The sequence below is a fragment of the Brevundimonas sp. FG8 genome (assembly GCF_057808845.1).
This window is the reverse complement of the sequence record NZ_JBMDIU010000004.1, coordinates 107,149-133,197: the sequence shown is the minus strand read 5'-3', so window position 1 is coordinate 133,197 and position 26,049 is coordinate 107,149. Positions and strand designations below refer to the sequence as shown.

Below are 26,049 nucleotides of genomic sequence, written 5' to 3'. Positions count from 1 at the left end.
AAGTTTCTCGAATTTGAGGCGAATGCAAGGCCGAAGGCATTTCCTGTCCCGCTTCAGGACGGTGGCCAGTTGCCAAATGCGAAATCAAAGTGATATCATTTTCATATCGACTTTGGAGAGGGGCTCATGACTACCACCACCCATTCGAAATCCACGGAACGCCCGGCGGCCACCGCCAATGGCGTGCTGGTGCTGCTGATCGGGCTGGCCCTGACCGTCGGCGGTCCGGCGCTGATCGCGCAGGATCCCGAGAATCTTGTCTTCGTGATCGCCGGAATCGCTCTGGCCACGGTCGGTCTGCTGTTGATGTGCGGCCTCTATTCGCTTCAGCCCAATGAGGGTTCGGCGATCCTGCTGTTCGGCGAATATCGCGGCACCGATCGCAAGACGGGCCTGCGCTGGGTTCTGCCCTGGTATACGCGCAAGAAAATCAGCCTGCGTGTTCGCAACCTGACCAGCGACAAGCTGAAGGTGAACGACAAGCGCGGCAGCCCGATCGAAATCGCGGCGAACGTCGTCTGGCGCGTCGAGGACTCGGCGCAGGCCCTGTTCGACGTGGATGACTATCAGGCGTTCGTGAATATCCAGGTGGACACGGCCCTGCGCGACATCACCTCGCTGTACGCCTACGACCACGGCGAGGAGGAGTCCGAGCCGGAGCTGACCCTGCGGTCGGACGCAGAGGATGTCGCCGCCCGTCTGCGCGATGAACTGGTTGGGCGGGTGAAGGTCGCCGGCGTCGCCATCGACGAGGCGCGGCTGGCCCACCTGGCCTATGCCCCTGAAATCGCCGGCGCGATGCTGAAGCGCCAGCAGGCCGAGGCTGTTCTGGCCGCCCGCCGCCTGATCGTGAAGGGCGCCGTCGGCATGGTCGAGGCCGCCCTGAACGATCTGGGCGAGCGCGGGGTGGTCGATCTGGACGAGGACCGCAAGGCGGCGATGGTCTCGAACCTTCTGGTCGTGCTGTGCGCGGACCGGGAAGCGCAGCCGGTCGTCAACACCGGCACCCTGTACGGCTGATCATGGGGGGCAAGCCCAGGAAGCCCTTCCTGATGCGCGCGTCCCCGGGCGTGATGGCGGCGGTCGAGAAGCTTGCATCTGCAGAGTTGCGCTCCGTCAACGCCCAGGTCGAGATTCTGCTGCGCGAGGCGCTGACCCGCAGGGGTGTTCCGACCGCGGATGATCCGGGGACTGAAGACGACGCTTGAGCTTGATCGCCAGCGGAGCTACGGGCGCTGGTATGGTGAAGTCTCATATGTCCCGCGTCCGCAAGGCCCGTCGCATCCAGAAGCGGGTCCAGCGCGTTGGCGCTTCCGGTATCAGCGCAACGGAGCGGGAACTGATGAGTCTGGCGGGTCTGGAAGTCCAGGAGGGCGAGCTGCGCCTTATTCCGGGCTGGGATGAGGAAGTCTCCCGGACCCTGAAGGCGACGAAGCTGGCCGGGGAGGATGAACGCCCTCGCTTCGTCGACACCACCATGCTGTACGCCCCCAAGTCCGGCGGGGTGAAACGATACCTCCTGTCGAAGAAGGCCTGGCTGGAGGAGAACCGGCCGGGCGTCGCCCATTCGCTGGTGGTTCCGGGCCAGCACCACAAGGCCGGTGACGACGGCATCATTCAGCTTCACGCCACCAAGCTGCCGTTCGGCGACGGCTATCGCTGGCCGACCTCGGTGCGGCGCTGGGCCGCCTGGGTGGCGTCGCTGAACCCCTCGCTGATCGAGGCGGGCGACCCCTATACGCCGGGGCAGGGCGCGCTGGAGGCCGGGCAACGCGCCGGCTGCCCGGTCGTCGGCTTCTGCCACTCCGACCCCGCGGGCCTCGCCGCGCTGCATTTCGGCGAATGGGCCAAGAAGCCCGTCGAGAAGCGCTGGGCCCGTCTGTTCGGCCAGTTCGACCGCGTCGTGTCGCCCAGCCGCTATATCGCCCGTCGTCTGGAAGAGGCGGGCATCCGGGACATCGTCATCCAGCCGCTGGGCGTGGAGATCGACACCTTCCGTCCCGACCGCCGGGATCGCGAGTGGCTGCTGAAGAAGTTGGGCCTTCCGGCGTCCGCGCGCCTGCTGTGCTTCGCCGGACGTCCGGCGCGCGAGAAGAACATCGGCGTCCTGATCGAGGCCGTGCAGAAGCTGGGCGATCCCTATCATCTGGTGCTGGTCGGGGCAGGGCAGGGACTGCCCGCAGAGGAACGGGTCATCTCCCTGCCGTATGAGGCCAATCCGAAGGCCGTGGCCAGGATCATCGCCTCCTGCGACGCCTTCGTGCACGCCAACGACAAGGAGCCGTTCGGCCTGATCGTGCTGGAGGCCATGGCCTGCGGTCGTCCGGTGGTCGGCGTCGATGCGGGCGGCGTGAAGGAGACGGTCGACAACTCGGTTGGCCAACTGGCTTCAGCGGCCGAGCCGGGCGTCTATGCCGAGGCGATTAAGGCGCTGTTCGAGCGCGACATCGAGGCCATCGGCGCCGCCGCGCGCCAGAAGGCCGTCGAGCGCTTCGCCTGGAACCGGGTGTTCGAGGACCTGTGCATGACCTACGCCGACGTCAGCGGAAAGCGCGCCTTCCTGGAACCGCCAGGGGACTGGGCCGAGCACTGAGACATCTCGACAGGCGCATGGGGGCGGCGCAGTTTCGACGGGAATGGGGGAGTGTCTCATGAAACGTCTGCTGCTTCTGGCCGCCGTGCTGATGTCTGTATTCGCCGCCACCGAAGCGGCCGCGCAGACGGTCATTCTGGTGCGCCATGCCGAGAAGGCTGAGGAGGGCGGGGCCGATCCGTCACTGTCCGAGGCCGGGCGGCGGCGGGCGACCATGCTGATGCTGAATGTCGCCAATGCGCAGCCGCGCTACATCATCACCACCCCCCTGAGACGGACCGCCGAGACCGCGGCGCCGCTGGCCCACTACGCCTCGCTGACGCCGGAGGTGATCGGCTTTGAAGACGGCGTGGCCGCGCATGTGGATGCGGTGATCGCGCGTGTCCGGGCATTGCCCCGCAACGCCGTCGTTCTAGTGGTGGGCCACAGCAACACCATACCCCTGATCGCCAGAGGGCTGGGCTATCCGGAGGCCGCGGACATGCCGGAGTGCGAGTTCGACCGGCTGACCGCGCTCCGCATCACCCGTAGCGGCGTGCACGGCATGGTCGATCGCTATGGCGAGCGTTCCGCCTGTCCTGCGTCGCCTGAGGGCTAGGAAGCCGCCTTTGGGCGCTTGATGCGGCTAGACGTCAAGGTCAGCCACCGCGAAGCGGGCGTTGTCCTGGATGAACTGGTAGCGGGCCTCGGCCTTCTTGCCCATCAGGCGCTCGACCAGATCCTCAATCTCGGACTCGTCCTCGGGCAGTTCGACCCGCGCCAACGTGCGCTTCTTCGGGTCCATGGTGGTTTCCTTCAGCTGGGAGGCCATCATCTCGCCCAGACCCTTGAACCGGCCGATTTCCACCTTCTTGCCCTTGAACACGGTGGCCAGAAGCTCGTCGCGGTGGGCGTCGTCGCGGGCGTATTCGGACAGGGCTCCGGCCTGAATCCGGTAGAGCGGCGGCAGGGCCATGAACAGGCGGCCCTGACGGATCGCTTCGGGCATGGAGCGATAGAAGAAAGTGATCAGCAGGGCCGCGATGTGGGCGCCGTCCACGTCGGCGTCGGTCATGATGACGATGCGCTCGTAGCGCAGGTCATCGATGTTGAACCGGTTGCCGGGCTGAACGCCCAGCGCCAGCGCCAGATCGGACAGTTCGACGTTGGCCCGCAGCTTGTCAGCCGTGGCCGACGCAACGTTAAGAATTTTGCCGCGCAGGGGCAGGATGGCCTGGGTCGTGCGGTCCCGCGCCTGTTTGGCCGAGCCGCCGGCCGAGTCGCCCTCGACGATGAACAGTTCGGTGCCGTTGGCGCCCTGACGCGAGCAGTCGGACAGCTTGCCCGGCAGGCGCAGCTTCCGGGTCGCGGAGGCGCGCTGGACTTCCTTGTCCTTACGGCGCTTCAGCCGGTCCTCGGCGCGCTCGATGATGTAGGCCAGCAGGGTGTTGGCCTGCTTGGGGCTTTCGGTCAGCCAGTGGTCCAGCGGATCGCGCAGCAGCTGTTCGACCAGCTTCTGGCCTTCCGGCGAGGACAGGCGGTCCTTGGTCTGGCCCTGGAACTCGGGATTGCGGATAAAGACCGAGATCATTGCGCCGGCGTTGGCGATGACGTCTTCCGCCGTGATCAAGCCCGCGCGCTTCTCGTTCGTCAGCTCGCCATAGGCCTTCAGACCCTTGACCAGCGCGGCGCGGAAGCCCGCCTCGTGCGTGCCGCCGTCGGGCGTGGAGACGGTGTTGCAGTAGGAGCTGACGAAGCTGTCGGCCTCGCCGAAACCGATGGGCGACCAGGTGACCGCCCACTCGACCGCACCGGTCTCGCCCTTGCGTTCGACCCGGCCCGCGAAGGTCGGGGTGACCGTCTCAAGTTCGCCGATACGCTCGGCCAGGGCATCCGCCAGACCGCCGGGGAAGTGCAGCAGGGCGCTCGCCGGGGTCGCGTCGGTGATCCGCTCGGGCGCGCAGGTCCATTTGATCTCGACGCCGCGGAACAGATAGGCCTTCGACCGGGCCATGCGGAACAGGCGGGCGGGCTTGAACGCCGCGCCCACGCCGAAGATTTCCGGGTCGGGGTGGAAGCGGATCAGGGTGCCGCGCTTCTTCGAGGTCTGAACCTGCTGGATCGGACCCAGCACGAGCCCGCGCGAGAAGGACTGCTTCCATTCGAAGCCGTCGCGCCAGACGGTGACGTCCAGATGATCCGACAGGGCGTTGACGACCGAGACGCCGACGCCGTGCAGGCCGCCCGAGGTCTCGTAGGCCTTGCCCGAGAACTTGCCGCCCGAGTGCAGGACGGTCATGACGACTTCCAGCGCCGACTTGCCGGGGTGTTTGGGGTGCGGATCGACGGGGATGCCCCGGCCGTCGTCGCGGACCGACAGGAAGCCGTCGGCGTCCAGCTCGACCGTGATCAGCTTGGCGTGGCGGGCCACGGCCTCGTCCATCGCATTGTCGAGGACTTCGGCGAACAGGTGGTGCAGGGCGCGTTCGTCGGTGCCGCCGATGTACATGCCGGGGCGTTTGCGGACGGGCTCAAGCCCTTCCAGCACCTCGATCGAGGAGGCGGAATAGCCGGTCGCGGCCGCTGCGGCGGCGACAACGGGATCGGCGGGCTTTGCGGCCGGTGCAGACGCGGGGGGCGGCGCGGGCGTCGGCGGCGTCACGGGCGAGGCGGCGACGGGCGCGGACGCGGGCGCAGGCTGGGTCGCAGGAGCGGGCCCGGCCGGACGCGGTTGCGTCGGCTCGTCATCGAACAGCGAAAGGAGGTCGGCGGAGTTGGCCATTCATCGAGTGTGCGGCGATTCGGGAGCCGGTCTGGTAGGCCCGACGCGCCTTTGGAGCAAGCGCGACCGCCTCTGTTGTGGACGATGGCAGGAAGGCGCGGGTCATGACGGCCATGAACAGGACGAACGGCAGGCTCTGATGGGTCAGCAGGATCGATTCCGACAGGCTGAGCATGAAGAAGGCCAGCAGGAAGCCGAGCGCCCACCAGCCCTCGCGCGCGCCCGACCCGGCGCTGCGGAACAGGGTGACCACGAAGGTCAGGGCCAGCTGGCCGCCGACCAGGATAGCGCCGGGCCAGCCCAGTTGCACCAGCAGGTCGATCCAGCCGTTGTGCGCCGACGGCACGATCCAGCCGGTTTCCTTGCGCACCCAGTCGGCGGGCGGGCTTTCGCCGATCCGGCCCCAGAAGGCGCCGTAGCCGTATCCGGTCCACGGGCGCTCGGCCACGCGGCGCATCAGGCTGGCCCAGATGTCGGTGCGGCCGGTCAGCGACGGGTCCTTGCCCAGCGCCTCCAGCACCGCGACCGAATGGGTCTCCCAGATCCACAGGCCCAGACACGCCAGAACCACGGCGCTCCAGACCGCGACCACGGTGAAGGCGGCCCCGCCCTTGCGCAGGGCCCAGAAGCCGCCGACGCAGCCTACGCCCAGCATCAGGCAGAGCAGGGAGGTCTTGGACTGGGTCGCCAGCACCAGCAGGCTGGACAGGACGAATGAGATCGCGGGCATCAGTTTTCGCGGATCGTCGGAGGCGAGACAGGCCGCCGCCGCCGTAGCGCCGATCACCATGACCGCGCCCATCTGGTTCTTCTCGTACCAGAGGCCTCGCCAGAGGCCCGCGTTGACGTCGTGGTGCACCCCGATGGCGGGGAAGGCGAAGACCATGACCAGACTGCCGACCGCCATGATGAGGCTGGAGATCATCAGCAGACGCGGCAGGTGCGGTCCCCGGAAGGCCGCGCCCAGATACAGGGCGAAGACGCAACTGATGGCCAGGGCGATCACGCGGCGGCTGGTCGTGTGATAGTCGATGGACCAGTATTTCGAGGCGAAGCACAGGCCGACCAGCATGGCGATCAGGATCGCCGCCGGCCACGCCCGCCAGACCCGGTCCATCCGATAGATCAGCAGGCCGCCGATGGCAGCATAGGCGGGCAGCCAGACCAGACGCAGAACCGGCGTCTCCTGCTGCAAGGGGGCGAACACCGGGCCGATCAGGGCGCCGGTCAGCATGGCGATCAGGCCGACGCAGATCGCCGTCTCCCACCAGGCGGGGGCCGGTTCGGTCGCATCGTTGGCTGGACGGGACTCACGCACCCCTCCAGAGTCGGTGTTCTGGCTTAACGAAGGGTTGGGGATGCTGGCGGGGCTGTTCGGCGCGAAGCGCTTTCTCGATGCGGACATCGAGGATTGGCACATCGAGACATGGCGAACGCTGCTGGACCGGTTCGCGGAAGAGATGCCGCTGGCGGAAACGCCGGTCGCCCTGCCGACGCGCGACTTTTTTCCGCCGAGCGATGCGACGGGTCATGCCCGCGCCGAACATGTCTTCGCCTGCGTGAAGGACATCATGGGGCTCAGCGACAACTGGCCCTGCGAACTGGAGGCCCAGCCGCGCCGGTTCACAGGCGAGCGGGTGTCGGAGTTTGTCTCGATCACCGGTGGGGACGAGCCGAACGGGACTTTCCGCGTCGAGCCGGACGGACGGGTGGTCATCACCTACGCCCCGGACCTGCTGGACGACCCGATCAACCTCGTCGCCACACTGGCGCATGAGCTGGCCCACTACCTGCTCGCGGGACAGGCCGATCTGGTCGAGGATGAGACCCATGAGCTGATGACGGACCTGACGGTGGCCTTCACCGGGCTGGGCGTGTTCGGGGCCAACTCGGCCTTCAGCTTCGAGCAGTACGGCGACGCCTTCAGTCAGGGCTGGCGCAGCCGTGGAGCCGGGTATCTGTCGCCCCGCAGCTGGGCGTTCGCGCTGGCGGTCTTCGGCGAGCTGCGCGGTGACGACGGCGGAATGGGCGCGCATCTGAAGCCGGAGATCGAGAACCTCCGGCGTCAGGCGGTCAAATACCTGCGCAAGAACCCGGACCGGTTGGCGGTCCTGCGCGGCTAGAGGGCGGCCAGCGCCGCGGCGTGGTCGCGGATGATGCGGCGGGTCGAGACGTCCTGATCGAACACGCCGTACCAGCCCTGCGGCTCATGCGGGGGATCGCCCAGGAACGCGGTGTCGCCGCTGCGGAAGCGGAAGTCCGGGTGCCGGGCGCGGCCTTCGCCGTTCCACGCCCAGAAGTTCGATCCGGCCAGAGGGCCGCCTTCGCGCGCGCTGGCCAGAACCGCGTCCTGAATAGCGGCGTAGAGATCGTCCCGCATTGAGGTGGAGGCGCCCAGATCATAGACGTCGCCGTTGCGAGGATAGCCGAACTCCTCGACCACCAGCGGCTTGCCGGCCTGTTTGGCCAGTTCCACGTGCCGGGCGACGTACTCGGTCGACAGGGCGACGGCGCGGGCGTGGGTGCCGGGCAAGTCCGTGCGATCCAGCCAGCCCCAGTTGCCAGGCCAGACATGGGCGGTGTGATAGTCGATGGTGTCGTCCGCCTGTGACGACAGGACCAGACCGGGACGCTCCATCGAGCCCTTGAGGCCCTCGCCGCCGGTGGAGACGAGGTGGTGCGGCGCCAGCGACTTGATCAGGCGGGCGGTCCCGCTGATCCAGGCATGGAAGTCCGGCAGGGTGCGATCGACAGTGCCGTCCGTGCCGCCCGGGCGCGGCTCGTTGGCCAGTTGCCAGCCCATGATGGCCGGATCCTCGGCGTAGGGCTTGCCGGTGACGGAGTTCACCCGGGTCACGATCCTGCGGAGGTGGGCGTGATAGCGGGCGACGGCCTCCGGGCTGCGGTAGAAACCCGATACGAACTCCGGGAAGTCGGGCCATGGGGCGTCGGCATCGACGTACCGCCCGCCGTTGCTCCACAGCAGATAGGTCGCCATCCCGCCGGACCATTCCCAGAAATTGGTCAGGTACAGCACCGCCTTCATGCCGCGCTTGCCGATCTCGGCCATGGCGTGGTCCAGCCCCGCTTCATTGTAGGCGTCGTCCTGATCGTGGAAGGCGGGCCGCACCGCGTTCTTCAGCGGCGACAACTCGGCCGAGGCGGCGATGCGCAGATTGGTGACGCCGTCGGCCGCCAGCGCGTCCAGCTCGCGCGCCAGACGCCCTTCATGCCCGATCCAGGCCGCGTACCAGAGGTTGGCGCCGACATAGCGGTAGGGCTTGCCGTCGAGGGTGAACTGCGTCCCCTCGCGTCGCACGAAGCCCGCGGACGCGGTCTGGCGCGCGAGGGCGGGCAGGGCGGGCAGGGCCGCGACGGCGGCCGAGGCGGCGAGCAGGGTGCGGCGGTTCATCATCGGCGAGTCATCCGTGCTCACAGGTGATGACTGTTGTCGCGGGTAAATCCCGAAACGGCCAGCCGCCTTGTGCCGCGCGCCGGAATTCGGATCACGGGTGACGACGCTACAGCAGGGAGGCCGTGACGACGCGTATCATCACGCCTTCTCCACGAAGGTGTCGATGACCTTCTTCTCGCCCGCCTTGTCGAAGGCCACCACCAGCTTGTTGCCCTCGATGGCCTTCACGGCGCCGTAGCCGAATTTCTGGTGGAAGACCCGGTCGCCGCGCGTCCAGCCCGAACCGGCCTTGGGATCCGCGGTGGCGACCAGTCGGCCGTCGCCTTCCAACAGGGTCTGACGGGCAGGCTGGGCGTTGGGCACGCGGTTGGCGGTGAAGGCCTGTCCGCGCTTCCACCCCGGCGAGGAATAGCCGGACCCGAACGATGGCGCCTCGTCCCAGCGGCTCCTGGCTTCCTTCATGCCGGTCGAGGCGCCGTAGTAGCCGGTGTCCGACTGGGGCTCGACGTGCTCGATGGGCAGTTCGTCGACAAAGCGGCTGGGCAGCTGGCTGGTCCAGCGGCCATAGACCAGACGGTTGGCGGCGAAGGAAATGCGGACATCCTCCTTGCCCCGTGTGACGCCGACGTAGGCCAGGCGGCGTTCTTCCTCGAGCCCCTTTTCGCCCTTCTCGTCGATGCTGCGTTGGCTGGGGAAAACGCCTTCCTCCCAGCCCGGCAGGAAGACCAGCGGGAACTCCAGTCCCTTGGCGCCGTGCAGGGTCATGATCTGCACCGACTCGGCGCTTTCGCCCCGGTCCAGGTCCATGACCAGCGAGACGTGCTCCAGATAGGCGGTCAGGCCGTCGAACTGCTGCATCGACTGCGTCAGCTCTTTCAGGTTGTCGAGCCGGGTCTGGCCGGTCGCCCGGTCGGCCTTCTGCATGTCGGTATAGCCGCTCTCTTCCAGAACAGCCTCGGTCAGCTCCCAGTGGCTGGTCGTCTGGCCCAGCGTCCGCCAGCGGTCGATGTCGCGGATGAAGTTGGAGAAGGCGGTGCGGGTGCGGGCCTGCAGCTCGTCCGTGCCGATCAGGTGACGGACGGCGGCCATGGCCGAGACGCCGTTCTCGCGGGCGATCTGCAGCACCTTCTGCACGCTGGTGTCGCCCAGCCCGCGCTTGGGCACGTTGACGATCCGCTCGAAGGCCAGATCGTCATCCTCGGACAGGATCAGGCGCAGATAGGCATGGGCGTCGCGGATTTCGGCCCGTTCGAAGAAACGCGGGCCGCCGATGACGGTGTACGGGATCGCCAGCATGACGAACCGCTCCTCGAACGCCCGCATCTGGAACGAGGCGCGCACCAATACCGCCATGTCCCTGTAGGAGACGCCCTGCTTGCGGGCGGTCTCGATCTCGTCGGCGATCAGCCGGGCCTCGGCCTCACCGTCCCAGACGCCGCGCACCCGGACCTTGTCGCCGGTCTTGTCCTCGGTCCAGAGCGTCTTGCCCAAGCGACTCCGGTTCGCCTTGATCAGCCCCGAGGCGGCGCCGAGGATGTGGTGGGTCGAGCGGTAGTTTCGCTCCAGCCGGATCACCTTGGCGCCCTGGAAGTCCCGCTCGAAACGCAGGATGTTGTCCACCTCGGCCCCGCGCCAGCCGTAGATCGACTGGTCGTCGTCGCCGACGCAGCAGACGTTGCCGGTCGAGGAGGTCAGCAGGCGCAGCCACAGGTACTGGGCGACATTGGTGTCCTGATACTCATCCACCAGAATGTAGCGGAAGCGACGCCGATATTCCTCAGCGATATCCGCGTGTTTCGACAGGATGGTCAGGTTGTGCAGCAGCAGGTCGCCAAAGTCGCAGGCGTTCAGGCTGGCCAGTCGCGCCTGATAGGCGGCGTACAGGGCCTGACCCTTGCCGTTGGCGAAATCCTCTGACGGCGGCAGCTTGTCCGGGGTCCAGCCGCGGTTCTTCCAGTGGTCGATCAGAGTGTTCAGCGACTTGGGCGTCCAGCGCTTCGTGTCGAGGTTGGCGGCCTCGAGCAGCTGTTTGCACACCCGCTCCTGATCGTCGGTATCCAGGATGGTGAAGCTCGACTTCAGCCCGACCAGTTCGGCATGCCGTCGCAGGATCTGGGCCGACACGGAGTGGAAGGTGCCGAGCCAGCGCAGGCCCTCGGCCGACGGCCCGATCAGGTGGGTGATCCGCTCGCGCATCTCGCGCGCGGCCTTGTTGGTGAAGGTGACGACCAGCAGTTCCCACGGCTTGGCTCGGCCCGTCGCCAGGATGTGCGCCAGTCGGGTGGTCAGCACCCGCGTCTTGCCGGTGCCTGCGCCGGCCAGAACCAGCAACGGGCCCTCGGTGGTTTCCACCGCGTCGCGCTGCTCGGGGTTCAGCCCCGTCAGATAGTCGGAAGCCGCCGAGGGCGTGAGGCCCCCAGGGCCCTGCGAACGGGCGAGGTCGGAAATGCGGGGAGGAGCTGAATCAGTCATGGACCGGGGAGAACATAAGGAGACCGGGCGCTCTTGTCAGCCGTCGCGAACGACCCTCTTCGGAACCGTTACGGTCAGGCCTCCGTTCCTTGCACCGGGATAAGGGTCAACAAGGAGGAACCCAATATGGCTGAGAACACCAACAGCAGCGGCGGCGGCAACTCGGGTCTCGCCTTCATTATCGGCGGGCTTCTGGTCGCGGTTCTGGTCATCGCCTTCTTCGTCTTCCGGGGCGGCCTGCCGGGCGCCGAGAAGAAGGAAGTGAGTGTCGATGTGAACCTGCCGGAGGTTTCGGCTCCCGCGACCCCGGGGAACTGAGCCATGACCGATCAGCCCCCCGGTCGCCCGGAGGTCGTGCATCATACCACCATCAACAATCCGCCCCAGCGACGCGGCGGAGGCGCCGTCATCGCCTTCCTGGTCGGCGGACTGCTCGTGGTGGTGGCCGTCATAGCCTTTGTCGTGTTGAACCGCGGCGGAGAGATCGAGACACCCAAGGCGACGGATGTCGACATCAATCTGAACCTGCCGGACGCGCCGAAGATGCCGGATTTGCCGGCCCCGCCGCCGATCGAGCGCCCGGCGACGCCCAATCCGGACCCGGCGCCGGCTCCGGCGGGCTGATCAGCGTAGCTGATAGGTGACGGTGGCCACCACCCGGACGCGCTTGTTCAGGGAGGTGGCCTCGTTGTCTATGTCCTCGCGGGCCAGGATTTCAAACGAGCCCTGCGTCGCCTGACGGATGGGGCCGAGCGGCGCGCCGGAATCCTGGGCGAACTGCTCGGCGCCCGACCGGGCCGAGGCGGTCGCTTCCGCGATCATCGAGGGCCTCACGTCGTTCAGCTTGGTGAAGACATAGTTGGGGGCGGCGAAGTCCAGCTGGACGCCCTGCCGCACCAGATCATTCAGCGCCCGTTCGGTGGTCGCCACACGCTGCACGTCGCTGGTCCGCACGGTGACGCTCTGGCTGACGATGTAGCGGATCGTGTTCTCGGACGAGCCGTACTCCCGCGCCTTCGTATCGGTGACCTGCATCCGACCGATGGTGATCTGTGCGTCCGAATAACCCTGTCCACGCAGGAAAGCGCGCACGCTGGCCAGATCGCGGTCAATCTGGGCTTGGGCCGTCGGCAGATCGTCGTTGGCCGCCTTGAAGCTGAGGGTCAGGACGGCGAGGTCGGCGACTACGTTCCGTTCAGCCACGCCGCGAACCGTAACCTGCCGATTGCCCACCTGGGCATTGACGACGCCGGACCCGATCAGGGCGCCGCCGCCGATCATGCCGATAGCGATCAGACCGCCGAAAACGGCGGCGGGGAGAAGGGACTTGTCGAAGGTGATGGCCACGGCCGGGCTCCATGAAGAGAGGCCGACGATGCGCTCGCCATGGGCGAAGTCAATCGGTCGAAACCTGACCCGCAAAGCTGTGATCGCCGCCGGCCCAGGCGAGCGCCAGAAGTCGGCAGGCGGAGGCCAGCGGCGTGCGTCCGCGCGTCTCGTCGATGCGCTTCATGAGACCGGCATGGGACAGATCCATCGCGGCGCCCACCTGATCCAGCACCAACCAGAATTCGGCCTCCAGCGCCACCGAGGTGGCGTGGCCGGACAGGGAGACGGAGCGCTTCTTCAGCATCCGTCCTCAGTAAGGCGATCAGCGGACGGCGACCAGCACGATGTCGGCGCGGGCCGGGGCGCCATGGGTCAGGACCGCGTGCCGGGTGTCGGTGGTGAACCGCAGGGCGCCGGACGGATCACGGATTTCGGCGCGCACCGTATAGGTGTGTCGAGGGTCGATCTGGCTGGACGGGAAGCCCAGCGTCGCCTGATAGGGCGGGGCCCGACCGTTGAGGGGCTCGGCGTGTTCGGCCAGAACCTCGGCGGGCGCGTCGGCGCGGCTGACGTCTTCAAGCCGAACTTTCAGCACATGGCCGGGCGGCAGCAGAATGCGTTCGCGATAGGTGGCGGTGACGTTCACGACCGTCATGCCGTGTCCAACCCGCGGCGGCGTTTGCGGCTCGCCTGACGGCGTAGGCGCGCAGGCCATCAGGGCCAGCGGCAGGATCGGGATAAGCAGGGCGCGACGCATCAGACATCTCCGGTTTCATCCAGCCTAACGCAGAACGCGGCCGGAAGCTGCGCCGCACAAGCGCGCCTTATGCGAGCCTCGCCAGAACCGTGCTTGTGCGGCGTCTTCCACGCGGGCATTGCGGGGCGATGTCCGATCCCGCCGAAGCGCCTGTTTCGCGTCCCCGCCTGAGCCGCACGACCCTGCTCGGGATCGGCGGCGTGATCATCTGCGCGATGATCTGGGGCACGACCTGGTTCGCCATCACCCTGCAACTGGGCGAGGTCCCCAACATCGCCTCCATCGTCTGGCGATTTGGTCTGGCGTCGGCGGTACTGTTCCTCGGTTGCGTGGTCTTCCGGCAGAACCTGAAACTGACCAAGGCGCAGCATCTGGCGGCGCTGGGGCAGGGGGCGTTCGCCTTTTCGCTCAGCTACAGCTTCACCTACGCGGCCGAGGAGCATGTCGCTTCGGCCATCGTCGCTGTGACCTTCGCCTCGCTGACCTTCATCAACCTGGTCCTGTTCCGCCTGATCGCGCGCCAGAAGGCGGCGGCTGCGTCATGGGGCGGGGCGCTGCTGGGGATCGCCGGAGTGGCGGTTCTGTCCGGCGGCGAGGTTCTGGGCGCGGGCTTCGATCAGCGCGCCGCCGTCGGCGTGGGCCTGGCCCTGATCGCCACCACGGCCTCGGCCTTCGGCAATTTTTTCGCGTGGCGGGGCCAGCAGAAGGGCTCGCAGGCCATCCCGTCGACCGCCTGGGCCATGGCTTACGGCACGGGGCTTCTGGTGATCTACGGCCTCGCGACAGGCGTGGAGTTCACGGTCGCCCCCACGCCCGCCTACATCGGCTCGCTGCTCTACCTGTCGCTGTTCGGCTCGGTGATCGCGTTCGGTTTGTACTTCACCATCGCGCGCTCGATCGGCTACGCCATGGCCAGTTACATCTCAGCCCTGACGCCGCCCATCGCCATGCTGGTGTCGGTGATCTTCGAGAGCGCCCGCTTCGGCTGGCCGGCGCTGATCGGTCTGCTGCTGGTGCTGTCGGGACAGGCGCTGCTGATCCGCGCGCCCAAACACTAGCGCCGGAACCAGCCCGCCTTCTTCTGCTTCCGATCCGCCTCGACGAGCGTCTCGACCTGCTCGGGCGTCTTCGCTTCCGACAGCTTCTTGCGGTGGATCTTTTCGGCGGTCGCCCGACGCATGGCGATCAGGGCGATCAGTCCGGCGCGCGTCCGGGGAGCATAGCCGCCCATCTCAGTCCTCCAGCTTCGATCCATCCAGAAGCTGTTCGGCGCGGGTGCGTTCCTTGTCCGCCTTCGTCTTTTCGCCCTTGGTGCGGCCATGTGTGGCGCGGTTGGTCGCGGCGGTCGCCTTCGCCTCGGCCCTGGCCCGGTCCTTCCGGAACCGGTTCAAATTCACGATCTCGCCCATGACGCCTCCATGATGCAACCGGCCGTGATCAGGATGGTTGTCCAGCCTCATAGTCTGAGGAGAGTCCCATGGTAGACGCCAGCCAAATCCGCGAACACCTCGAAGTCGTCGGCTCGGACGGCGAGCACGTCGGTCGGGTCGATCACGTCGTCGGCGACCAGATCGAACTGGCCAAGCTCGATCTCGCCGGCGGCTTCAAGCACCACATGATCCCGGTCAGCTGGGTGGATCACGTGGATGAGCACGTCCATCTGAACGTGACCAAGGACGAGGCCAAGGCCCGCTGGACCGAGAAGCCGCACTGAGACCGCGTTCGGGTTACCCCGAATTCATGGACGGCCCGCTGGTCCCGGCGGGCCGTTCGCCTATGTTGAGGTCATGATCCGTCTGATCCTCAACCTGCTCTGGTTCTTCTTCGGCGGCTGGCTGGCCGGTCTGTTGTGGCTGGTGGGCGGCGCCCTGCTGGCCCTGACCGTCGTCGGCCTGCCCTGGACCTTCGCGGCCTGGAGGATCGCCAGCTACAGCTTCTGGCCGTTCGGGCGCGAGGTTGTCTGGCAGGATAATCCGCACCCGGTCGCGGGCGGGCTCGCCGTGGTCCTGAACGTGATCTGGTTCCTTGTGGCGGGTTGGTACATCGCCCTGTCGCACTTGCTCATCGCGGTGGCCGAGTTCATCTCCATCATCGGCATTCCCTTCGCCCTGAAGGATCTGGAACTGGCCAAGCTGGCTCTGGCGCCTGTTGGCCGGACGATCCGCGACAAGCGCTGATCAGAAGCCGGTGAACAGCCGGTCGAGCGCGCGGCGGATGTCATCTTCCCGGTCGCGCAGGGAGCCGAGCGAACGGCCCAGAGTGCGTCTTTCGACGGATCCGAGTTCCGAAAGCATCAGCAGATAAGGCTTTCCGTCGAACTGAACGGACAGGCTGACGCGCGTTACCCGTGCGGGTTCCGGCATGTCTAGCAAAGGGGCGACCACCGCGGTCGGGCCTTCGTCATAGAGGTGAGACTGGACCAGCATCAAGTACGGTGCGATCTGACGCGAGCGCGGTGACGGGTTCTCGATGATGTCGAACTGGCGGATCACCAGCTGCGGAGGTCTTCGCCAAAGATGCCGAACCGGGCGATGCGTTCGCGATGCATCTCCAATGCTGCGGCGTTCTCCTCAGCCCACGCTTTGGCGTCCCCGACATCGGTCTCGGCAGCTTGCCTCATCGCGACGGCGCGACGGATACTGTCCAGCGCCAGTGTCTGGATGTCGATATCAACGGAACGCGCCTCGTCGAGGAGCGACTGATCGATCTCTATCTTCAACTCGACCTTGCCCATGGCGGCCAGACTAGCTGAAATCGGCGTTCTGGCCAATCAGCTGCGCGCCAGCCGCATCGCCGTCGACAGTTTGCGGAACCATGCCTCGGTGCGGGCCGCGGCCTTGCGGAACTGGGCGTTATCCGGGCTGACGCCGTGGCGGCCGCCTTCGTAGAACGCGACGCTGACCACCTCATCCCCGGTCGTCAGGCGCAGGCCCAGCCGGCGAATGCGCTCGGGATTGTCGCTGACACCCTGCTCGGCGACGGGGGCGGGACTGACAGGATCGCCGTCCGGCTCGGCGCGGATCAGAACCGTCTCGTCCCGGACGCCTTCGACGGCGAGGAGCGAGGCGGTCGGGAGGACCCGCACCGCCTCACCCTTGCCGACGATCACCTGTCCGCCGTCGGGCGAGAGGCCGACGAAGCTGCCGTCATCCGGCGAGACGAAGAGGTCGGTGACCCCGTGCGCCGTGGCGACGGCGGCGGTGACGGATTTGATCCGGTCGCGGCTCGCCTTCTCGCGGTTCATCGCCCGGACGGTCATCCAGACGATGAAGACCGCGAACGCCAGCAAAATCAGCTTCATCGGGCGTCCTGATCGTTCGACTTACGAGGGCGAGATCATCAGTTCGGGACGAACGTACTGGTCGAACTCCTCGTTCGTCAGGTAGCCGCCGCCGACGGCTTCCTCGCGCAGGGTGGTGCCGTTCTTGTGCGCGGTCTTGGCGATCTTCGCGCAGGCGTCGTAGCCCAGCTTGCCGTTCAGGGCCGTGACCAGCATCAGCGAGTTCTCGAGGCCGCGCTTGATGTTGTCCTCACGCGGCTCGATGCCGACGACGCAGTTGTCGGTGAAGCTGATGGCGGCGTCGGCGACCAGCCGGACCGACTGCAGGAAGTTGTAGGCCATGACCGGGTTGAAGACGTTCAGCTCGAAGTGGCCCTGCGAGCCGGCGAAGGTCAGGGCGGCGTTGTTGCCGAACACCTGCACGCAGACCTGCGTCAGGGCCTCGCACTGGGTCGGGTTGACCTTGCCCGGCATGATCGACGAGCCCGGCTCGTTCTCGGGCAGCGACAGCTCGCCCAGACCCGAACGCGGGCCGGAGCCGAGGAAGCGGATGTCGTTGGCGATCTTGAACAGCGAGGCGGCGACCGTGTTGATCGCGCCGTGCGAGAACACCATCGCGTCGTGGGCGGCCAGGGCCTCGAACTTGTTCGGGGCGGTGGTGAAGGGCAGGCCGGTGATGGCGGCGATGTTCTCCGCCACCTTCTCGGCGAAGCCGATGGGGGCGTTCAGGCCGGTGCCGACGGCGGTGCCGCCCTGCGCCAGCTCCATCAGGGCCGGCAGGGTCTGCTCGATACGTTTGATGCCGTTCTCGACCTGCTGGGCGTAGCCGCCGAACTCCTGACCGAGGGTCAGGGGGGTGGCGTCCTGGGTGTGGGTGCGGCCGATCTTGATGATGCCCTGCCAGGCGTCCGCCTTGGCCTTCAGGGCGGCGTGCAGGTGCTTCAGGGCGGGGATCAGGTCGTTGACCACCTGCTCGGCGCAGGCGACGTGCATGGCCGTCGGATAGGTGTCGTTCGACGATTGGCTCATGTTGACGTGATCGTTCGGGTGGACCGGCTTCTTGGTCCCCATCTCGCCGCCCAGCATCTCGATGGCGCGGTTCGAGATGACCTCGTTGGCGTTCATGTTCGACTGGGTGCCCGAGCCGGTCTGCCAGACCACCAGCGGGAAGTGGTCGTTCAGCTTGCCCTCGATCACCTCATTGGCGGCGGCGATGATGGCGTCGGCCAGTTCCGGCGACAGCTTGCCCAGATCGCGATTGGTCTCGGCGGCGGCGCGCTTGACGATGCCCAGAGCCCGGACGATCGGCAGCGGCTGCTTTTCCCAGCCGATTTTGAAGTTGCCCAGCGAGCGCTGCGCCTGGGCGCCCCAGTAGCGGTCGGCGGCGACTTCGATGGGGCCGAAGGTGTCGGTTTCGGTGCGGACGTTGCTCATCGCGGAGGGCTCTCTCAGGCGTGGCGGGAAGATGCGCGGGGGTGTAGCACGGGAGGGCGCGGGAACAAGGACAGGAGAGCCGCATGAACGCCGCCGTTTATGGAATGGCCGCACTGGCGCTGGGCCTCGCGGGGGCGCGGCAGGCGCCGCTGTCGCCGCATGTCGTGCGTCTGGATACCACGGCGGGGACCATGGCGATCGCCGTCGATCTGGAACATGCGCCGGTCACCGGCTGCAACTTCATCAAGGCCGCGCTGCGGGGCGCCTATACGGACGGAAGCTTCTTCCGCACCGTGGTTGCGGCGACCAACGCCAACCCCAACCCCATCGACGTCATTCAGGCGGCCACCGTCCACGGCTCGGACGACGCCAGCCAGCCGCCGATCCCGCTGGAGCGGACGCGGGACACCGGCCTGCGTCACACGGCGGGCGCGGTGTCGATGGCGCGGGACGGGCCGGACACGGCGACCACCAGCTTCTTCGTGGTCACGCAGGACACGCCCTCGCTGGACTTCGGCGGCGGTCGGAACCCGGACGGGCAGGGTTTCGGCGTGTTCGGGCATCTGATCGAAGGCCTTGATGTGGCCCGGCGTATCCAGGCCCTGCCGGCGACAGACGAACAGATCAATGAGCCGGTGCTGATCCGCGCCGCCCACGTGATGGGACCGACCCCGACGCAGTGCGGGCTCTGATGACCGCAGGCTGGATCGGCACGGGAAAGGTTCGCGCCCGCGAGAGCGGAGAGGCGGTGGAGATCGCCATCGAGGGACTGACCACCCAGGCCAAATACTACAAGCCGCTGGTCTATGAGTTCATGCGCAAGGAGTGGTCCTCGCGTCCGGCCTGGGGCGACTATGTCGTCGAGATCGTGATGGAGCACGTCGGCGATCCGCCGTGGATGGACCTGGACAATCTGGCCAAGGCCCTGCTGGACGCCATCAAGGGCTATCTGTTCCACGACGACAGCCAGGTCGCACGTCTGCTGGTCGAGCGCCGCGAGGGCGAGCGCGAGCGGATCACGATCCGGGTGTTCCCGCGCCGCTGAGCAGTGCACTCAAATATTTTTTGAGTGCACAAAGGTGCACTTTTCCCGTCAGGCGGGGTGATGGGTTTGGGTTTCTACGCGTGTGCGGCGATGTCAAAGACCCGAGGTGACGAACCCCGGCAGGTCGATGCGTCGTTTTTGGACGTAGGCTCAAAGAAGCCCTCTCCCGACGGGAGAGGGGCGCTAAAGCGTTCTGTCGGTGAACCGCAGGGTCGGCAGGCGCAGTTGCATGTTGGAGCCGACGAACAGCTGGGGCTCCGAAGGCTGCTCCACGCCGTTCTCGGCCTCCTTGCGGCTGACGCAGGCGCGGGTGTCGGCGGCGAGGGCGAGGAAGTCGGGCGCGTTGGGCAGGGCCTCCAGAATGCAGCCGTCGAACCACGGATAGCGCTCGTCCGCGCCACAGCCGAATGACGGGCGATCCCGGCGGGCGGCGGTCAGGATCATCCGGTTCGGCCCCTGCAGGGCGTTGAGAAAAATGCCGGAATAGCAGGCCGAGACGATCACCACCGTCGGCCGCTCGCCGCAGCTGTTGCGAACCATGTTGGCCATGATGTCCGGCGACATGCGGGGGGCATCGCCGAAGACCATGCCGTCCGGCGCGCCGTGCGAGGTGAAATAGATCAGGCAGCCGCGGGTGGTGCGGGCCGCGGCCTCGCGCACGCCGCGCAGCACGGCGTCAGGCGCGGTCTTCTCGAGGCTGAAATCGACCATGTCGGCGCGGCTGAAGCCCGTGCGCTGGAAGGCCCGGACCAGATCGCGGCGGGCGTTGTCGAAGGCCTGGATCGGCCGGCCGCGTCCGTCGCGCCAGTCGGCCTGGATAATGGCGGCGGTCCAGCCGTCGAACCGGCTTGGCGGGGGCGAGGGCGCGCGGGTCTGGGCGACGGCGGGCATGGCGAAGGCCAGAACGCCCGTCAGCACGACGATCAAACCCCGAAGCATGCGCAACCCCCGCTGTTCCAGTCAGGGGACGTTAGCCCATCGCGCGGAGAGGGGAAGGGGTTACTTCTTGCGGAACTGGTCCAGCGAGATGACCTTTGGCGCGTCATCGCCGCCCAGCGGGGGGACCGGGGTTTCCTCGGCCTCGGCCGCCGCGACCTCGGCGGCGATTTCGTCGACCGTGGCCGGGGCCTCGAACTGCAGCAGGAACTGCACTGACGGATCGTAGAAGCGGGTCACGGCGGTGAAGGGCATGGCCAGCACCTTGGGCATGCCGCCGAATTTCAGCATGACCGAGAACTTCGTCGGCTCGACCTTCAGGTCCCAGTACTGATGCTGGAGGACGACGGTCATCTCATCCGGATATTTGGCCAGCACGTCCGGCGGAACGCTGACGCCAGGCGCCCGCGTCTTGAAGGTGATGTAGAAATGGTGCGCGCCCGGAATGCCGTCCGGCCCCGCGGCCCGGTCCAGCGCAGCCTTGATCACCCCGCGCAGGGCGTCTTGCGCCAGCTGCTCGTAGTGCATGTCGTCCACGGGGGGCGTTTCTTCAGCCATCAGGTCGGGGTCTCGCTGTCCTGCGGCGGTGATAACCCCCGACGGGCGCGTGCGGAAGACGGCAAAGAGGGTTAGCGGCGGGATTCTATCCCCAGCGCGGCTATTATTCTGATCCAGGGGGAAGCGCAGGGATTCTGTTGCCAGGCTCCCGCCCATCCTTTCCTGCAAGAAAGAGGGCGCCTTGAGAGCGTGGAAAGTGGAGGGCTTCTGTTGCCAGGCGCCCGCCATCTCTCTGAAGTGAGGAGGGCGCTTCTCAAACGGTGAGGAAGTGGAGGGCTTCTGTTGCCAGGCGCCCTCCGGGCCCCGCCTGAGGATCTGAACCCCCAGGAGTTAGTTCGGAATTACCGGAACCGCATTACGCGGCGACAGCGTATTCCCCAGCGAAGTTATCGTTCGCAGTTAGAAAATGACCCGATACGGTGGGTCAGGACGAGCGAAAGCAATCCTCTTTACACGTCCGTCGATGCTAGTCGGCCCCGCACTAACCCGCTGATAACCGGGAGAGAATGGTGGAGCCGCCGGGAATCGCACCCGGGTCCGGTCCGCTTATTACAGGCACGTTTATCGCCATAGTCCGGCCGAAGCCGAACAGGACCAATATAGGGGAAAGCCGTCAGGAATTGAAGGGGATGAAACAGCCAGCGCGGGCCTGTCGGTCGCCAAGCCTGATGCTAGGTTAGACCCGCAGGGCGGCGATCAGGCGCCGCCGGGGGAAACCGATGATCCGTTCGACCTTGATGCTGCTCGTCGCGGCGCTGTCCATCAGCCTGTCCGCCGTTCCGGTGGGCGCCCAGACCGTCAAGGCCGAAGACCGGGCGGCGATTCAGGTTCGCATCGACCAGTTGACCGGTCTGATCGGGCAGGGCGATCTGGTCGGGGCGGTCGATGTGATCCCGATCCTCCTGCAGGATGCGATAGCGGCCCGTTTCGGCATGTCGCGCGACCAGATCAAGCCCGCCATGCGACAGGCCATGGCCGGGATGCTGGATGGGGTTCACATTGACGGCTACGGCATGGATCTGGCCGCTGCGGAGACGCTGATGACGCCTACCGCCGGGCGGACCTATCTGCTGATCCCGACCTGGACCGAGATGACCATTCAGGGCGCCGGGCGGTTCCGGGCGGACACGCAGACCCTCGCCATCGAGGACGGCGGCGAATGGTATCTGATCCGGGTCGAGGACGCGCCGCAGCAGGCCCTGCTGCGCGAGGTCTATCCGGAGTTTGTCGGCGTGGAGTCGCCGCCGGAACGACCCGCCAACTGCAGTAGGCCGGATCAGAGAGCTCAGCGGGCCGGAGGGCGCGCCTGATCCGCTTGCGGTCGGGCGTCACACAGCGCCCGGAAGTCGACCTCGGGCGCGCCGCGCGGGCGGGCCATGTCGTGGGAGTTCTGGTACATGTCGACCGCCAGGCGGCGCAGGGCGGACAGTTGCTCAGGGTCCGTGGTTTCCAGCGAACGGGCCTGATCCGCGACGTACTGATCGATGATCGTCGCCCGGCGCGCGCAGGGATCGGGTTCGCCCGTCACCTTGGCCGCGATTGCGTCCGGGTGGGGCGGGGTCCTGGCGGCCGGCGCGTCCTGACCAGCGAGAAGCAGGGCGGCGGCAAGGAGGAGGGAGATCATGAGGTCCATCCTTATAGTTCAGCGGGTCCGCGTCCACCCCGGCGTCTGGTTCCTGAACCAGGTCAGCTGGCGCTTGGCGTAGTTACGGGTGGCCTGGCGGGTGGTGTCGATGGCCTGATCCAGCGTGGCTTCACCCGCCAGATGGGCGGCGAATTCGCGCACGCCGACGGCCTTCATGGCGGGCAGGTCGGGGGACAGGTCGCGGGCGACCAGGGCGCGGACCTCGTCCAGCGCGCCCTGTTCGACCATCAGGCCGACCCGCAGGTCGCAGTTGGCGTAGAGCCGCGCGCGGTCCGGCTCGACCACCAGACCGGTCCATGAGCCGGGCGCCAGCAGGGGCGTGGTGTCGGCGGTCCAGTCGCTGAGGGCCCGGCCGGTGTGCTCAGCCACCGCCATGGCGCGGGTCAGGCGCTGGCGGTCGCCCTGTTCGATGCGTCGCGCCGCCGCCGGATCGAGGGCGGCGAGGCGGCGGCGGAAGGCGGCTTCACCCTCGGCGTCAAAGGCGGCCGTGACCGCATCGCGAACCGTATCCGGCACATCCGGAATATCGGCCAACCCCTTTGTAAGCGCTGTGAAATACAGGCCCGTGCCGCCGACCAGCAGGGCCGGGCGACCGGCGTCGGCCAGCTCGGCCAGCAGGGGCATGACGGCCCGGCTCCAGCGGCCCACGGACCAGGCCTCGGCGGCGTCGGCGACACCGTACAGGCGGTGGTCGGCCTGCGCTTCATCAGCCTCGGACGGACGGGCGCTGAGGACGCGCAGGTCGGCGTAAAGCTGCTGGCTGTCGGCGTTCAGGATCACCGCCCCGGTGGACGCCGCCATGTCCATCGCCAACCGCGACTTGCCCGAGGCGGTGGGGCCGGCGATCAGGGTGATGAGATGCTGGGACAATTCGAGGCTCGCGGGGCGGGGCATCCGGCGATAGAACGCAGGCCCCGCAGCCGCAACCCGCTGGACCACTGACCTTGCCCGATAAAGCCACCGTGATCGCCGCCCTCGACGCCATCACCGACCCGAGGACCGGGCAGGGACTGGTGGCCGCCGGACTGGCGCAGGGGCTGACGGTCACTGAGGATCGCGCGGGCTTTGTGATCGAGGTTCCGGCGGGCGAAACGGCGCTGTACGCCCCCGTCCGTGACGCCGCCGAGGCCGCGCTGAAATCCCTTCCCGGAATGGCGCGGGTCTCCGTCATCCTGACCGCAGAGACCGCGCCGGCGAGCAAGCCGCGCCGCACCGCCAGCCTGTCGCCGCAGGCCGTGGACCAGACCCGGCCCAAGGCGCCCGTCGCCACGGACCGTCCGGCCCACGTGCGCAAGGTGCTGGCCGTCGCCTCGGGCAAGGGCGGGGTGGGCAAGTCCACTGTGGCGGTGAACCTCGCGGCGGCGCTGGCCGCGCGCGGGCTGTCGGTCGGGGTGCTGGACGCCGACGTCTACGGCCCGTCGCTGCCGACCATGCTCGGCGTCTCGGGCAAGCCGGACTATGTGGACGGCATGATCCAGCCCCACGTCGTGCAGGGGCTGAAGGCCATGTCGGTGGGACTGCTGACCAGGGCCGAGGACGCCATGATCTGGCGCGGGCCGATGGCCTCGCAGGCCCTGACCCAGATGCTGACCCAGACCCGCTGGGGCACGGAGGACGCCCCGCTGGACGTGCTGGTGGTTGACCTGCCGCCCGGCACCGGTGACGTGCAACTGACCCTGATCCAGAAGACGCCGCTGGACGGGGCGGTGATCGTCTCGACCCCGCAGGAGGTGGCGCTGGCCGACGCCCGGCGCGGCCACGCCCTGTTCGCCAAGGTCGGCGTGCCTACGCTCGGCCTGATCGAGAACATGACCGGCCCGATCTTCGGCAAGGGCGGGGCGGAGGCGGAAGCCGCGCGGCTGGACGTCAGCTATCTGGGCGACATCCCGCTGGATGCGGCGGTGCGGGAGGGCGGGGATGCGGGCACGCCGGTGGTTATCGCCGATCCCGCCGGCGACATCTCCGCCCGTTTCGCGGGCTTCGCGGAGGCGGTTGCGAAAAAACTCGACCTATAGGGTTTTCAAACGCAACGCGAACAGCCACCTTCCCGGTTCCAGTCTTCCCCACCGAGAGCCGTTCATGTCCGTCGACGCCCTGTTCCGTCCCTTCACCATCAAGGGGCTGACCCTGCCGAACCGTATCGTCATGGCGCCGATGACGCGGTCCTTCTCGCCGAACGGCATTCCGTCCGAAGGCGTGCCCGGCTATTACCGCCGCCGTGCTGAGGGGGATGTGGGCCTGATCGTCACCGAGGGCACGGTGGTGGAACGCCCGGCGGCCCGCAATGACGCCGCTGTGCCGGTCTTCCACGGCGAGGCCCTGCCGGAATGGCGGAAGGTGGTGGACGAGGTCCACGCCGCCGGGGGCCTGATCGCGCCGCAAATCTGGCACGTCGGCGCGGCGCGCGGGCAGGGCGAGGACTGGCAGCCGCTGGGCAAGGTCGACAGCCCCTCGGGGCTGGCCGGTCTGGGCAAGCCAAAATATGAGGCCATGACCGAGGAGGACATCGCCGACACCATCGCCGCCTTCGGCCGCTCGGCCCGCGCCGCGAAGGAGATCGGCTTCGACGCCGTCGAGATTCACGGCGCCCACTCGTATCTGATCGACCAGTTCTTCTGGAACGTGCTGAACGTCCGCACCGACAAATGGGGCGGCGCGACCATCGGCGAGCGCAGCCGCTTCGGCGCCGAGGTGGTGAAGGCCGTGCGTGAGGGCGTCGGTGAGGAGATGCCGCTGATCCTGCGCCTGTCGCAGTGGAAGGGCGGCGCCTATGACGCCAAGAACGCCCATGATCCGGCCGAGCTGGAGCAGTGGCTGTCGCCGCTGGCCGAGGCGGGGGTGGACGTCTTCCACTGTTCGCAGCGCCGCTTCTGGGAGCCGGAGTTCGAGGGCTCGGACCTGAATTTCGCCGGCTGGGCCAAGAAGGTGACGGGTCTGCCGACCATCACCGTCGGCTCCGTCGGGCTGGATGGGGAGTTCATCGCGGCCTTCGGCGGCGCGGGCTCGAAGCCCGCCTCGCTGGACGGGCTGATCGCGCGTCTGGAACGCGAGGAGTTCGATCTGGTCGCCGTCGGCCGCGCCCTGCTGGCGGACCCCTACTGGGTGCAGAAGATCCGCGACGGCCGCCACGACGAACTGCAGGACTTCACCCGCGAGGCGATGCAGACGCTGTCGTAGGGGGAGCGACAGTTGAGTGGTCAGGCGTGGCGGCGTGGCTGTCCGCGCCTGCTCACTGCTGACGGTTCACGACTCCCCCTTCCGGACCTACCGTCGCTCGAAGACCTTGAACACGAATGCGTGGTCGTCCTTTTCTCCGGCGGGGTGGGCTTCTGACGCCACCTCGATCCAGCGCTCGGCGTCGAAGTCGGGGAAATGCACATCGCCGTCGGGCGCGGCGTCCACCTCGGTGATGTAGAGCCGCTTCGCGCGCGGCAGCACCGCCTCGAACAGGGCCGCGCCGCCGATGACGCAGACCTCGTCCACCCCGTCCTCGTCGGCCTGTTCGCGGGCGATCTCGATGGCTTCATCCAGACTGGTGCAGACCAGAGCCCCCTTGGCCTGACCGTCCTCGCCATAGCCCTCGTCGCGGGTGATGACGACGTTCAGGCGGCCGGGCAGGGGACGCAGCGGCAGGCTCTCCCAGGTCTTGCGGCCCATGATGCAGGGCTTGCCGATGGTGATGGCCTTGAACCGTTGCAGGTCCGACCGCAGCCGCCAGGGCAGATCGCCGTCGCGACCGATCACGCCGTTGGAGCCGCGCGCGACGACGAGAACGAGGGAGGGGATGGGCATTGAGCGCTCATGCGCGGTCGATCCCGCGCTCT

At 67.5% G+C, this 26,049-nt stretch carries 33 protein-coding genes and 1 other RNA gene; 15 read left to right on the top strand and 19 right to left on the bottom strand.

Features of this window, described 5'->3' with window-relative positions; translation table 11 throughout:
- Positions 1-126 precede the first annotated feature (126 nt).
- Genes ACODRV_RS09585 through ACODRV_RS09570 form a run of 4 tightly spaced genes read left to right on the top strand, consistent with a single transcriptional unit; the run spans position 127 to position 3,191 of the window.
- Positions 127-1,020 (top strand): SPFH domain-containing protein, encoded by an 894-nt coding sequence (locus ACODRV_RS09585; RefSeq protein ID WP_488908169.1) that lies wholly within the window; start codon positions 127-129, stop codon positions 1,018-1,020.
- A 32-nt stretch (positions 1,021-1,052) separates the two neighbouring features.
- A complete protein-coding gene (locus ACODRV_RS09580; protein WP_488908168.1) occupies positions 1,053-1,208 on the top strand; it encodes a type II toxin-antitoxin system antitoxin in 156 nt (51 codons plus the stop codon).
- A gap of 47 nt (positions 1,209-1,255) precedes the next feature.
- On the top strand, positions 1,256-2,593 hold the full coding sequence (locus ACODRV_RS09575; RefSeq protein WP_370450943.1) for a glycosyltransferase: 1,338 nt from the start codon (positions 1,256-1,258) through the stop codon (positions 2,591-2,593).
- A gap of 58 nt (positions 2,594-2,651) precedes the next feature.
- Positions 2,652-3,191 carry a SixA phosphatase family protein gene (locus ACODRV_RS09570; RefSeq protein WP_488908167.1) on the top strand — a complete coding sequence of 180 codons (540 nt, stop codon included), beginning with the start codon at positions 2,652-2,654 and terminating at the stop codon, positions 3,189-3,191.
- A gap of 27 nt (positions 3,192-3,218) precedes the next feature.
- Here the strand turns inward: ACODRV_RS09570 and parE are convergent, their stop codons facing one another.
- Together parE and ACODRV_RS09560 are read right to left on the bottom strand one after the other, a co-directional pair.
- Positions 3,219-5,354 carry a DNA topoisomerase IV subunit B gene (gene parE, locus ACODRV_RS09565; protein WP_488908166.1) on the bottom strand — a complete coding sequence of 712 codons (2,136 nt, stop codon included), beginning with the start codon at positions 5,352-5,354 and terminating at the stop codon, positions 3,219-3,221.
- Positions 5,317-6,672: an O-antigen ligase family protein gene (locus ACODRV_RS09560; RefSeq protein ID WP_488908165.1), complete on the bottom strand. Its 1,356-nt coding sequence runs from the start codon at positions 6,670-6,672 to the stop codon at positions 5,317-5,319. Before ACODRV_RS09560 ends, parE begins: the two co-directional genes overlap by 38 nt.
- Positions 6,673-6,685: 13 nt before the next feature.
- Between ACODRV_RS09560 and ACODRV_RS09555 the strand changes: the two genes are divergently transcribed.
- Positions 6,686-7,477 carry a hypothetical protein gene (locus ACODRV_RS09555; RefSeq protein ID WP_488908164.1) on the top strand — a complete coding sequence of 264 codons (792 nt, stop codon included), beginning with the start codon at positions 6,686-6,688 and terminating at the stop codon, positions 7,475-7,477.
- Here ACODRV_RS09555 and ACODRV_RS09550 read toward each other — a convergent pair.
- On the bottom strand, positions 7,474-8,769 hold the full coding sequence (locus ACODRV_RS09550) for a glycoside hydrolase 5 family protein (RefSeq protein WP_488908163.1): 1,296 nt from the start codon (positions 8,767-8,769) through the stop codon (positions 7,474-7,476). The two genes, ACODRV_RS09555 and ACODRV_RS09550, sit on opposite strands and share 4 nt — an antisense overlap.
- 138 nt (positions 8,770-8,907) lie before the next feature.
- Positions 8,908-11,241, bottom strand: coding sequence for an ATP-dependent helicase (locus ACODRV_RS09545; protein ID WP_488908162.1), 2,334 nt, complete (start codon positions 11,239-11,241; stop codon positions 8,908-8,910).
- Between the two features lie 126 nt (positions 11,242-11,367).
- On the opposite strand from ACODRV_RS09545, the gene ACODRV_RS09540 reads away from it, so the two are divergent.
- Both ACODRV_RS09540 and ACODRV_RS09535 read left to right on the top strand, forming a co-directional pair.
- Positions 11,368-11,559 (top strand): hypothetical protein, encoded by a 192-nt coding sequence (locus ACODRV_RS09540; RefSeq protein WP_141627094.1) that lies wholly within the window; start codon positions 11,368-11,370, stop codon positions 11,557-11,559.
- Between the two features lie 3 nt (positions 11,560-11,562).
- Positions 11,563-11,865: a hypothetical protein gene (locus tag ACODRV_RS09535; protein WP_240811622.1), complete on the top strand. Its 303-nt coding sequence runs from the start codon at positions 11,563-11,565 to the stop codon at positions 11,863-11,865.
- Here ACODRV_RS09535 and ACODRV_RS09530 read toward each other — a convergent pair whose 3' ends face one another.
- The 3 genes from ACODRV_RS09530 to ACODRV_RS09520 are packed head-to-tail and all read right to left on the bottom strand — an operon-like array spanning position 11,866 to position 13,327.
- Positions 11,866-12,588 carry an SIMPL domain-containing protein gene (locus tag ACODRV_RS09530; RefSeq protein WP_488908161.1) on the bottom strand — a complete coding sequence of 241 codons (723 nt, stop codon included), beginning with the start codon at positions 12,586-12,588 and terminating at the stop codon, positions 11,866-11,868.
- A gap of 49 nt (positions 12,589-12,637) precedes the next feature.
- Positions 12,638-12,874, bottom strand: a complete 237-nt coding sequence (locus ACODRV_RS09525) for a ribbon-helix-helix domain-containing protein (protein WP_488908160.1) — start codon at positions 12,872-12,874, stop codon at positions 12,638-12,640.
- Between the two features lie 18 nt (positions 12,875-12,892).
- Positions 12,893-13,327 (bottom strand): YbaY family lipoprotein, encoded by a 435-nt coding sequence (locus tag ACODRV_RS09520; RefSeq protein ID WP_488908159.1) that lies wholly within the window; start codon positions 13,325-13,327, stop codon positions 12,893-12,895.
- 128 nt (positions 13,328-13,455) lie between these two features.
- Here ACODRV_RS09520 and ACODRV_RS09515 point away from each other — a divergent pair, with 128 nt between their 5' ends.
- Positions 13,456-14,385 carry a DMT family transporter gene (locus ACODRV_RS09515; protein ID WP_488908158.1) on the top strand — a complete coding sequence of 310 codons (930 nt, stop codon included), beginning with the start codon at positions 13,456-13,458 and terminating at the stop codon, positions 14,383-14,385.
- Here ACODRV_RS09515 and ACODRV_RS09510 read toward each other — a convergent pair.
- Positions 14,382-14,558 (bottom strand): hypothetical protein, encoded by a 177-nt coding sequence (locus ACODRV_RS09510; RefSeq protein WP_488908157.1) that lies wholly within the window; start codon positions 14,556-14,558, stop codon positions 14,382-14,384. The two genes, ACODRV_RS09515 and ACODRV_RS09510, sit on opposite strands and share 4 nt — an antisense overlap.
- Position 14,559: 1 nt before the next feature.
- The gene (locus ACODRV_RS09505) at positions 14,560-14,736 is read right to left on the bottom strand and encodes a DUF4169 family protein (protein ID WP_141627091.1); all 177 of its coding nucleotides are present in this window, start codon (positions 14,734-14,736) and stop codon (positions 14,560-14,562) included.
- A 68-nt stretch (positions 14,737-14,804) separates the two neighbouring features.
- On the opposite strand from ACODRV_RS09505, the gene ACODRV_RS09500 reads away from it, so the two are divergent.
- Both ACODRV_RS09500 and ACODRV_RS09495 read left to right on the top strand, forming a co-directional pair.
- Positions 14,805-15,041 carry a DUF2171 domain-containing protein gene (locus ACODRV_RS09500; protein ID WP_141627090.1) on the top strand — a complete coding sequence of 79 codons (237 nt, stop codon included), beginning with the start codon at positions 14,805-14,807 and terminating at the stop codon, positions 15,039-15,041.
- 73 nt (positions 15,042-15,114) lie between these two features.
- On the top strand, positions 15,115-15,504 hold the full coding sequence (locus ACODRV_RS09495) for a YccF domain-containing protein (protein ID WP_141627089.1): 390 nt from the start codon (positions 15,115-15,117) through the stop codon (positions 15,502-15,504).
- Here the strand turns inward: ACODRV_RS09495 and ACODRV_RS09490 are convergent, their stop codons facing one another.
- Genes ACODRV_RS09490 through fumC form a run of 4 tightly spaced genes read right to left on the bottom strand, consistent with a single transcriptional unit; the run spans position 15,505 to position 18,041 of the window.
- Positions 15,505-15,819: a CcdB family protein gene (locus ACODRV_RS09490; protein WP_488908156.1), complete on the bottom strand. Its 315-nt coding sequence runs from the start codon at positions 15,817-15,819 to the stop codon at positions 15,505-15,507. It abuts the gene before it with no gap.
- Positions 15,816-16,097, bottom strand: a complete 282-nt coding sequence (locus ACODRV_RS09485) for a type II toxin-antitoxin system CcdA family antitoxin (RefSeq protein WP_488908155.1) — start codon at positions 16,095-16,097, stop codon at positions 15,816-15,818. The genes ACODRV_RS09490 and ACODRV_RS09485 overlap by 4 nt, the downstream gene beginning before the upstream one ends.
- Positions 16,098-16,628, bottom strand: a complete 531-nt coding sequence (locus ACODRV_RS09480; protein WP_488908154.1) for a hypothetical protein — start codon at positions 16,626-16,628, stop codon at positions 16,098-16,100.
- Between the two features lie 21 nt (positions 16,629-16,649).
- The gene (fumC, locus tag ACODRV_RS09475; RefSeq protein WP_488908153.1) at positions 16,650-18,041 is read right to left on the bottom strand and encodes a class II fumarate hydratase; all 1,392 of its coding nucleotides are present in this window, start codon (positions 18,039-18,041) and stop codon (positions 16,650-16,652) included.
- 83 nt (positions 18,042-18,124) lie between these two features.
- Here fumC and ACODRV_RS09470 point away from each other — a divergent pair, with 83 nt between their 5' ends.
- Together ACODRV_RS09470 and ACODRV_RS09465 are read left to right on the top strand one after the other, a co-directional pair.
- Complete coding sequence (locus ACODRV_RS09470; protein ID WP_488908152.1) at positions 18,125-18,733, top strand: peptidylprolyl isomerase; 609 nt, start codon at positions 18,125-18,127, stop codon at positions 18,731-18,733.
- Positions 18,733-19,086: a RusA family crossover junction endodeoxyribonuclease gene (locus ACODRV_RS09465; RefSeq protein ID WP_141627083.1), complete on the top strand. Its 354-nt coding sequence runs from the start codon at positions 18,733-18,735 to the stop codon at positions 19,084-19,086. The genes ACODRV_RS09470 and ACODRV_RS09465 overlap by 1 nt, the downstream gene beginning before the upstream one ends.
- A 183-nt stretch (positions 19,087-19,269) precedes the next feature.
- Here ACODRV_RS09465 and ACODRV_RS09460 read toward each other — a convergent pair whose 3' ends face one another.
- The 3 genes from ACODRV_RS09460 to ssrA all read right to left on the bottom strand — a co-directional run bounded on the left by ACODRV_RS09460 (position 19,270) and on the right by ssrA (position 21,209).
- Entirely contained in the window at positions 19,270-20,025 is a 756-nt protein-coding gene (locus ACODRV_RS09460; RefSeq protein WP_141627082.1) for a C13 family peptidase, read from the bottom strand.
- A 60-nt stretch (positions 20,026-20,085) separates the two neighbouring features.
- Positions 20,086-20,580 carry an SspB family protein gene (locus tag ACODRV_RS09455; protein WP_141627081.1) on the bottom strand — a complete coding sequence of 165 codons (495 nt, stop codon included), beginning with the start codon at positions 20,578-20,580 and terminating at the stop codon, positions 20,086-20,088.
- Between the two features lie 267 nt (positions 20,581-20,847).
- Positions 20,848-21,209: a transfer-messenger RNA gene (gene ssrA, locus ACODRV_RS09450) on the bottom strand.
- A 90-nt stretch (positions 21,210-21,299) separates the two neighbouring features.
- Between ssrA and ACODRV_RS09445 the strand changes: the two genes are divergently transcribed.
- Entirely contained in the window at positions 21,300-21,890 is a 591-nt protein-coding gene (locus ACODRV_RS09445) for a hypothetical protein (RefSeq protein ID WP_488908151.1), read from the top strand.
- Here the strand turns inward: ACODRV_RS09445 and ACODRV_RS09440 are convergent.
- Together ACODRV_RS09440 and miaA are read right to left on the bottom strand one after the other, a co-directional pair.
- Positions 21,866-22,204: a hypothetical protein gene (locus ACODRV_RS09440; RefSeq protein ID WP_141627079.1), complete on the bottom strand. Its 339-nt coding sequence runs from the start codon at positions 22,202-22,204 to the stop codon at positions 21,866-21,868. The genes ACODRV_RS09445 and ACODRV_RS09440 overlap by 25 nt on opposite strands.
- A gap of 18 nt (positions 22,205-22,222) precedes the next feature.
- Positions 22,223-23,119, bottom strand: a complete 897-nt coding sequence (gene miaA, locus ACODRV_RS09435) for a tRNA (adenosine(37)-N6)-dimethylallyltransferase MiaA (RefSeq protein WP_488908150.1) — start codon at positions 23,117-23,119, stop codon at positions 22,223-22,225.
- 50 nt (positions 23,120-23,169) lie between these two features.
- On the opposite strand from miaA, the gene ACODRV_RS09430 reads away from it, so the two are divergent.
- Positions 23,170-24,240, top strand: a complete 1,071-nt coding sequence (locus ACODRV_RS09430; protein ID WP_488908149.1) for an Mrp/NBP35 family ATP-binding protein — start codon at positions 23,170-23,172, stop codon at positions 24,238-24,240.
- Between the two features lie 64 nt (positions 24,241-24,304).
- Entirely contained in the window at positions 24,305-25,402 is a 1,098-nt protein-coding gene (locus ACODRV_RS09425; protein ID WP_141627076.1) for an NADH:flavin oxidoreductase, read from the top strand.
- 87 nt (positions 25,403-25,489) lie between these two features.
- On the opposite strand, the gene ACODRV_RS09420 is transcribed toward ACODRV_RS09425, so the two are convergent.
- Positions 25,490-26,017: a dihydrofolate reductase gene (locus ACODRV_RS09420; protein ID WP_488908148.1), complete on the bottom strand. Its 528-nt coding sequence runs from the start codon at positions 26,015-26,017 to the stop codon at positions 25,490-25,492.
- Between the last annotated feature and the right edge of the window lie 32 nt (positions 26,018-26,049).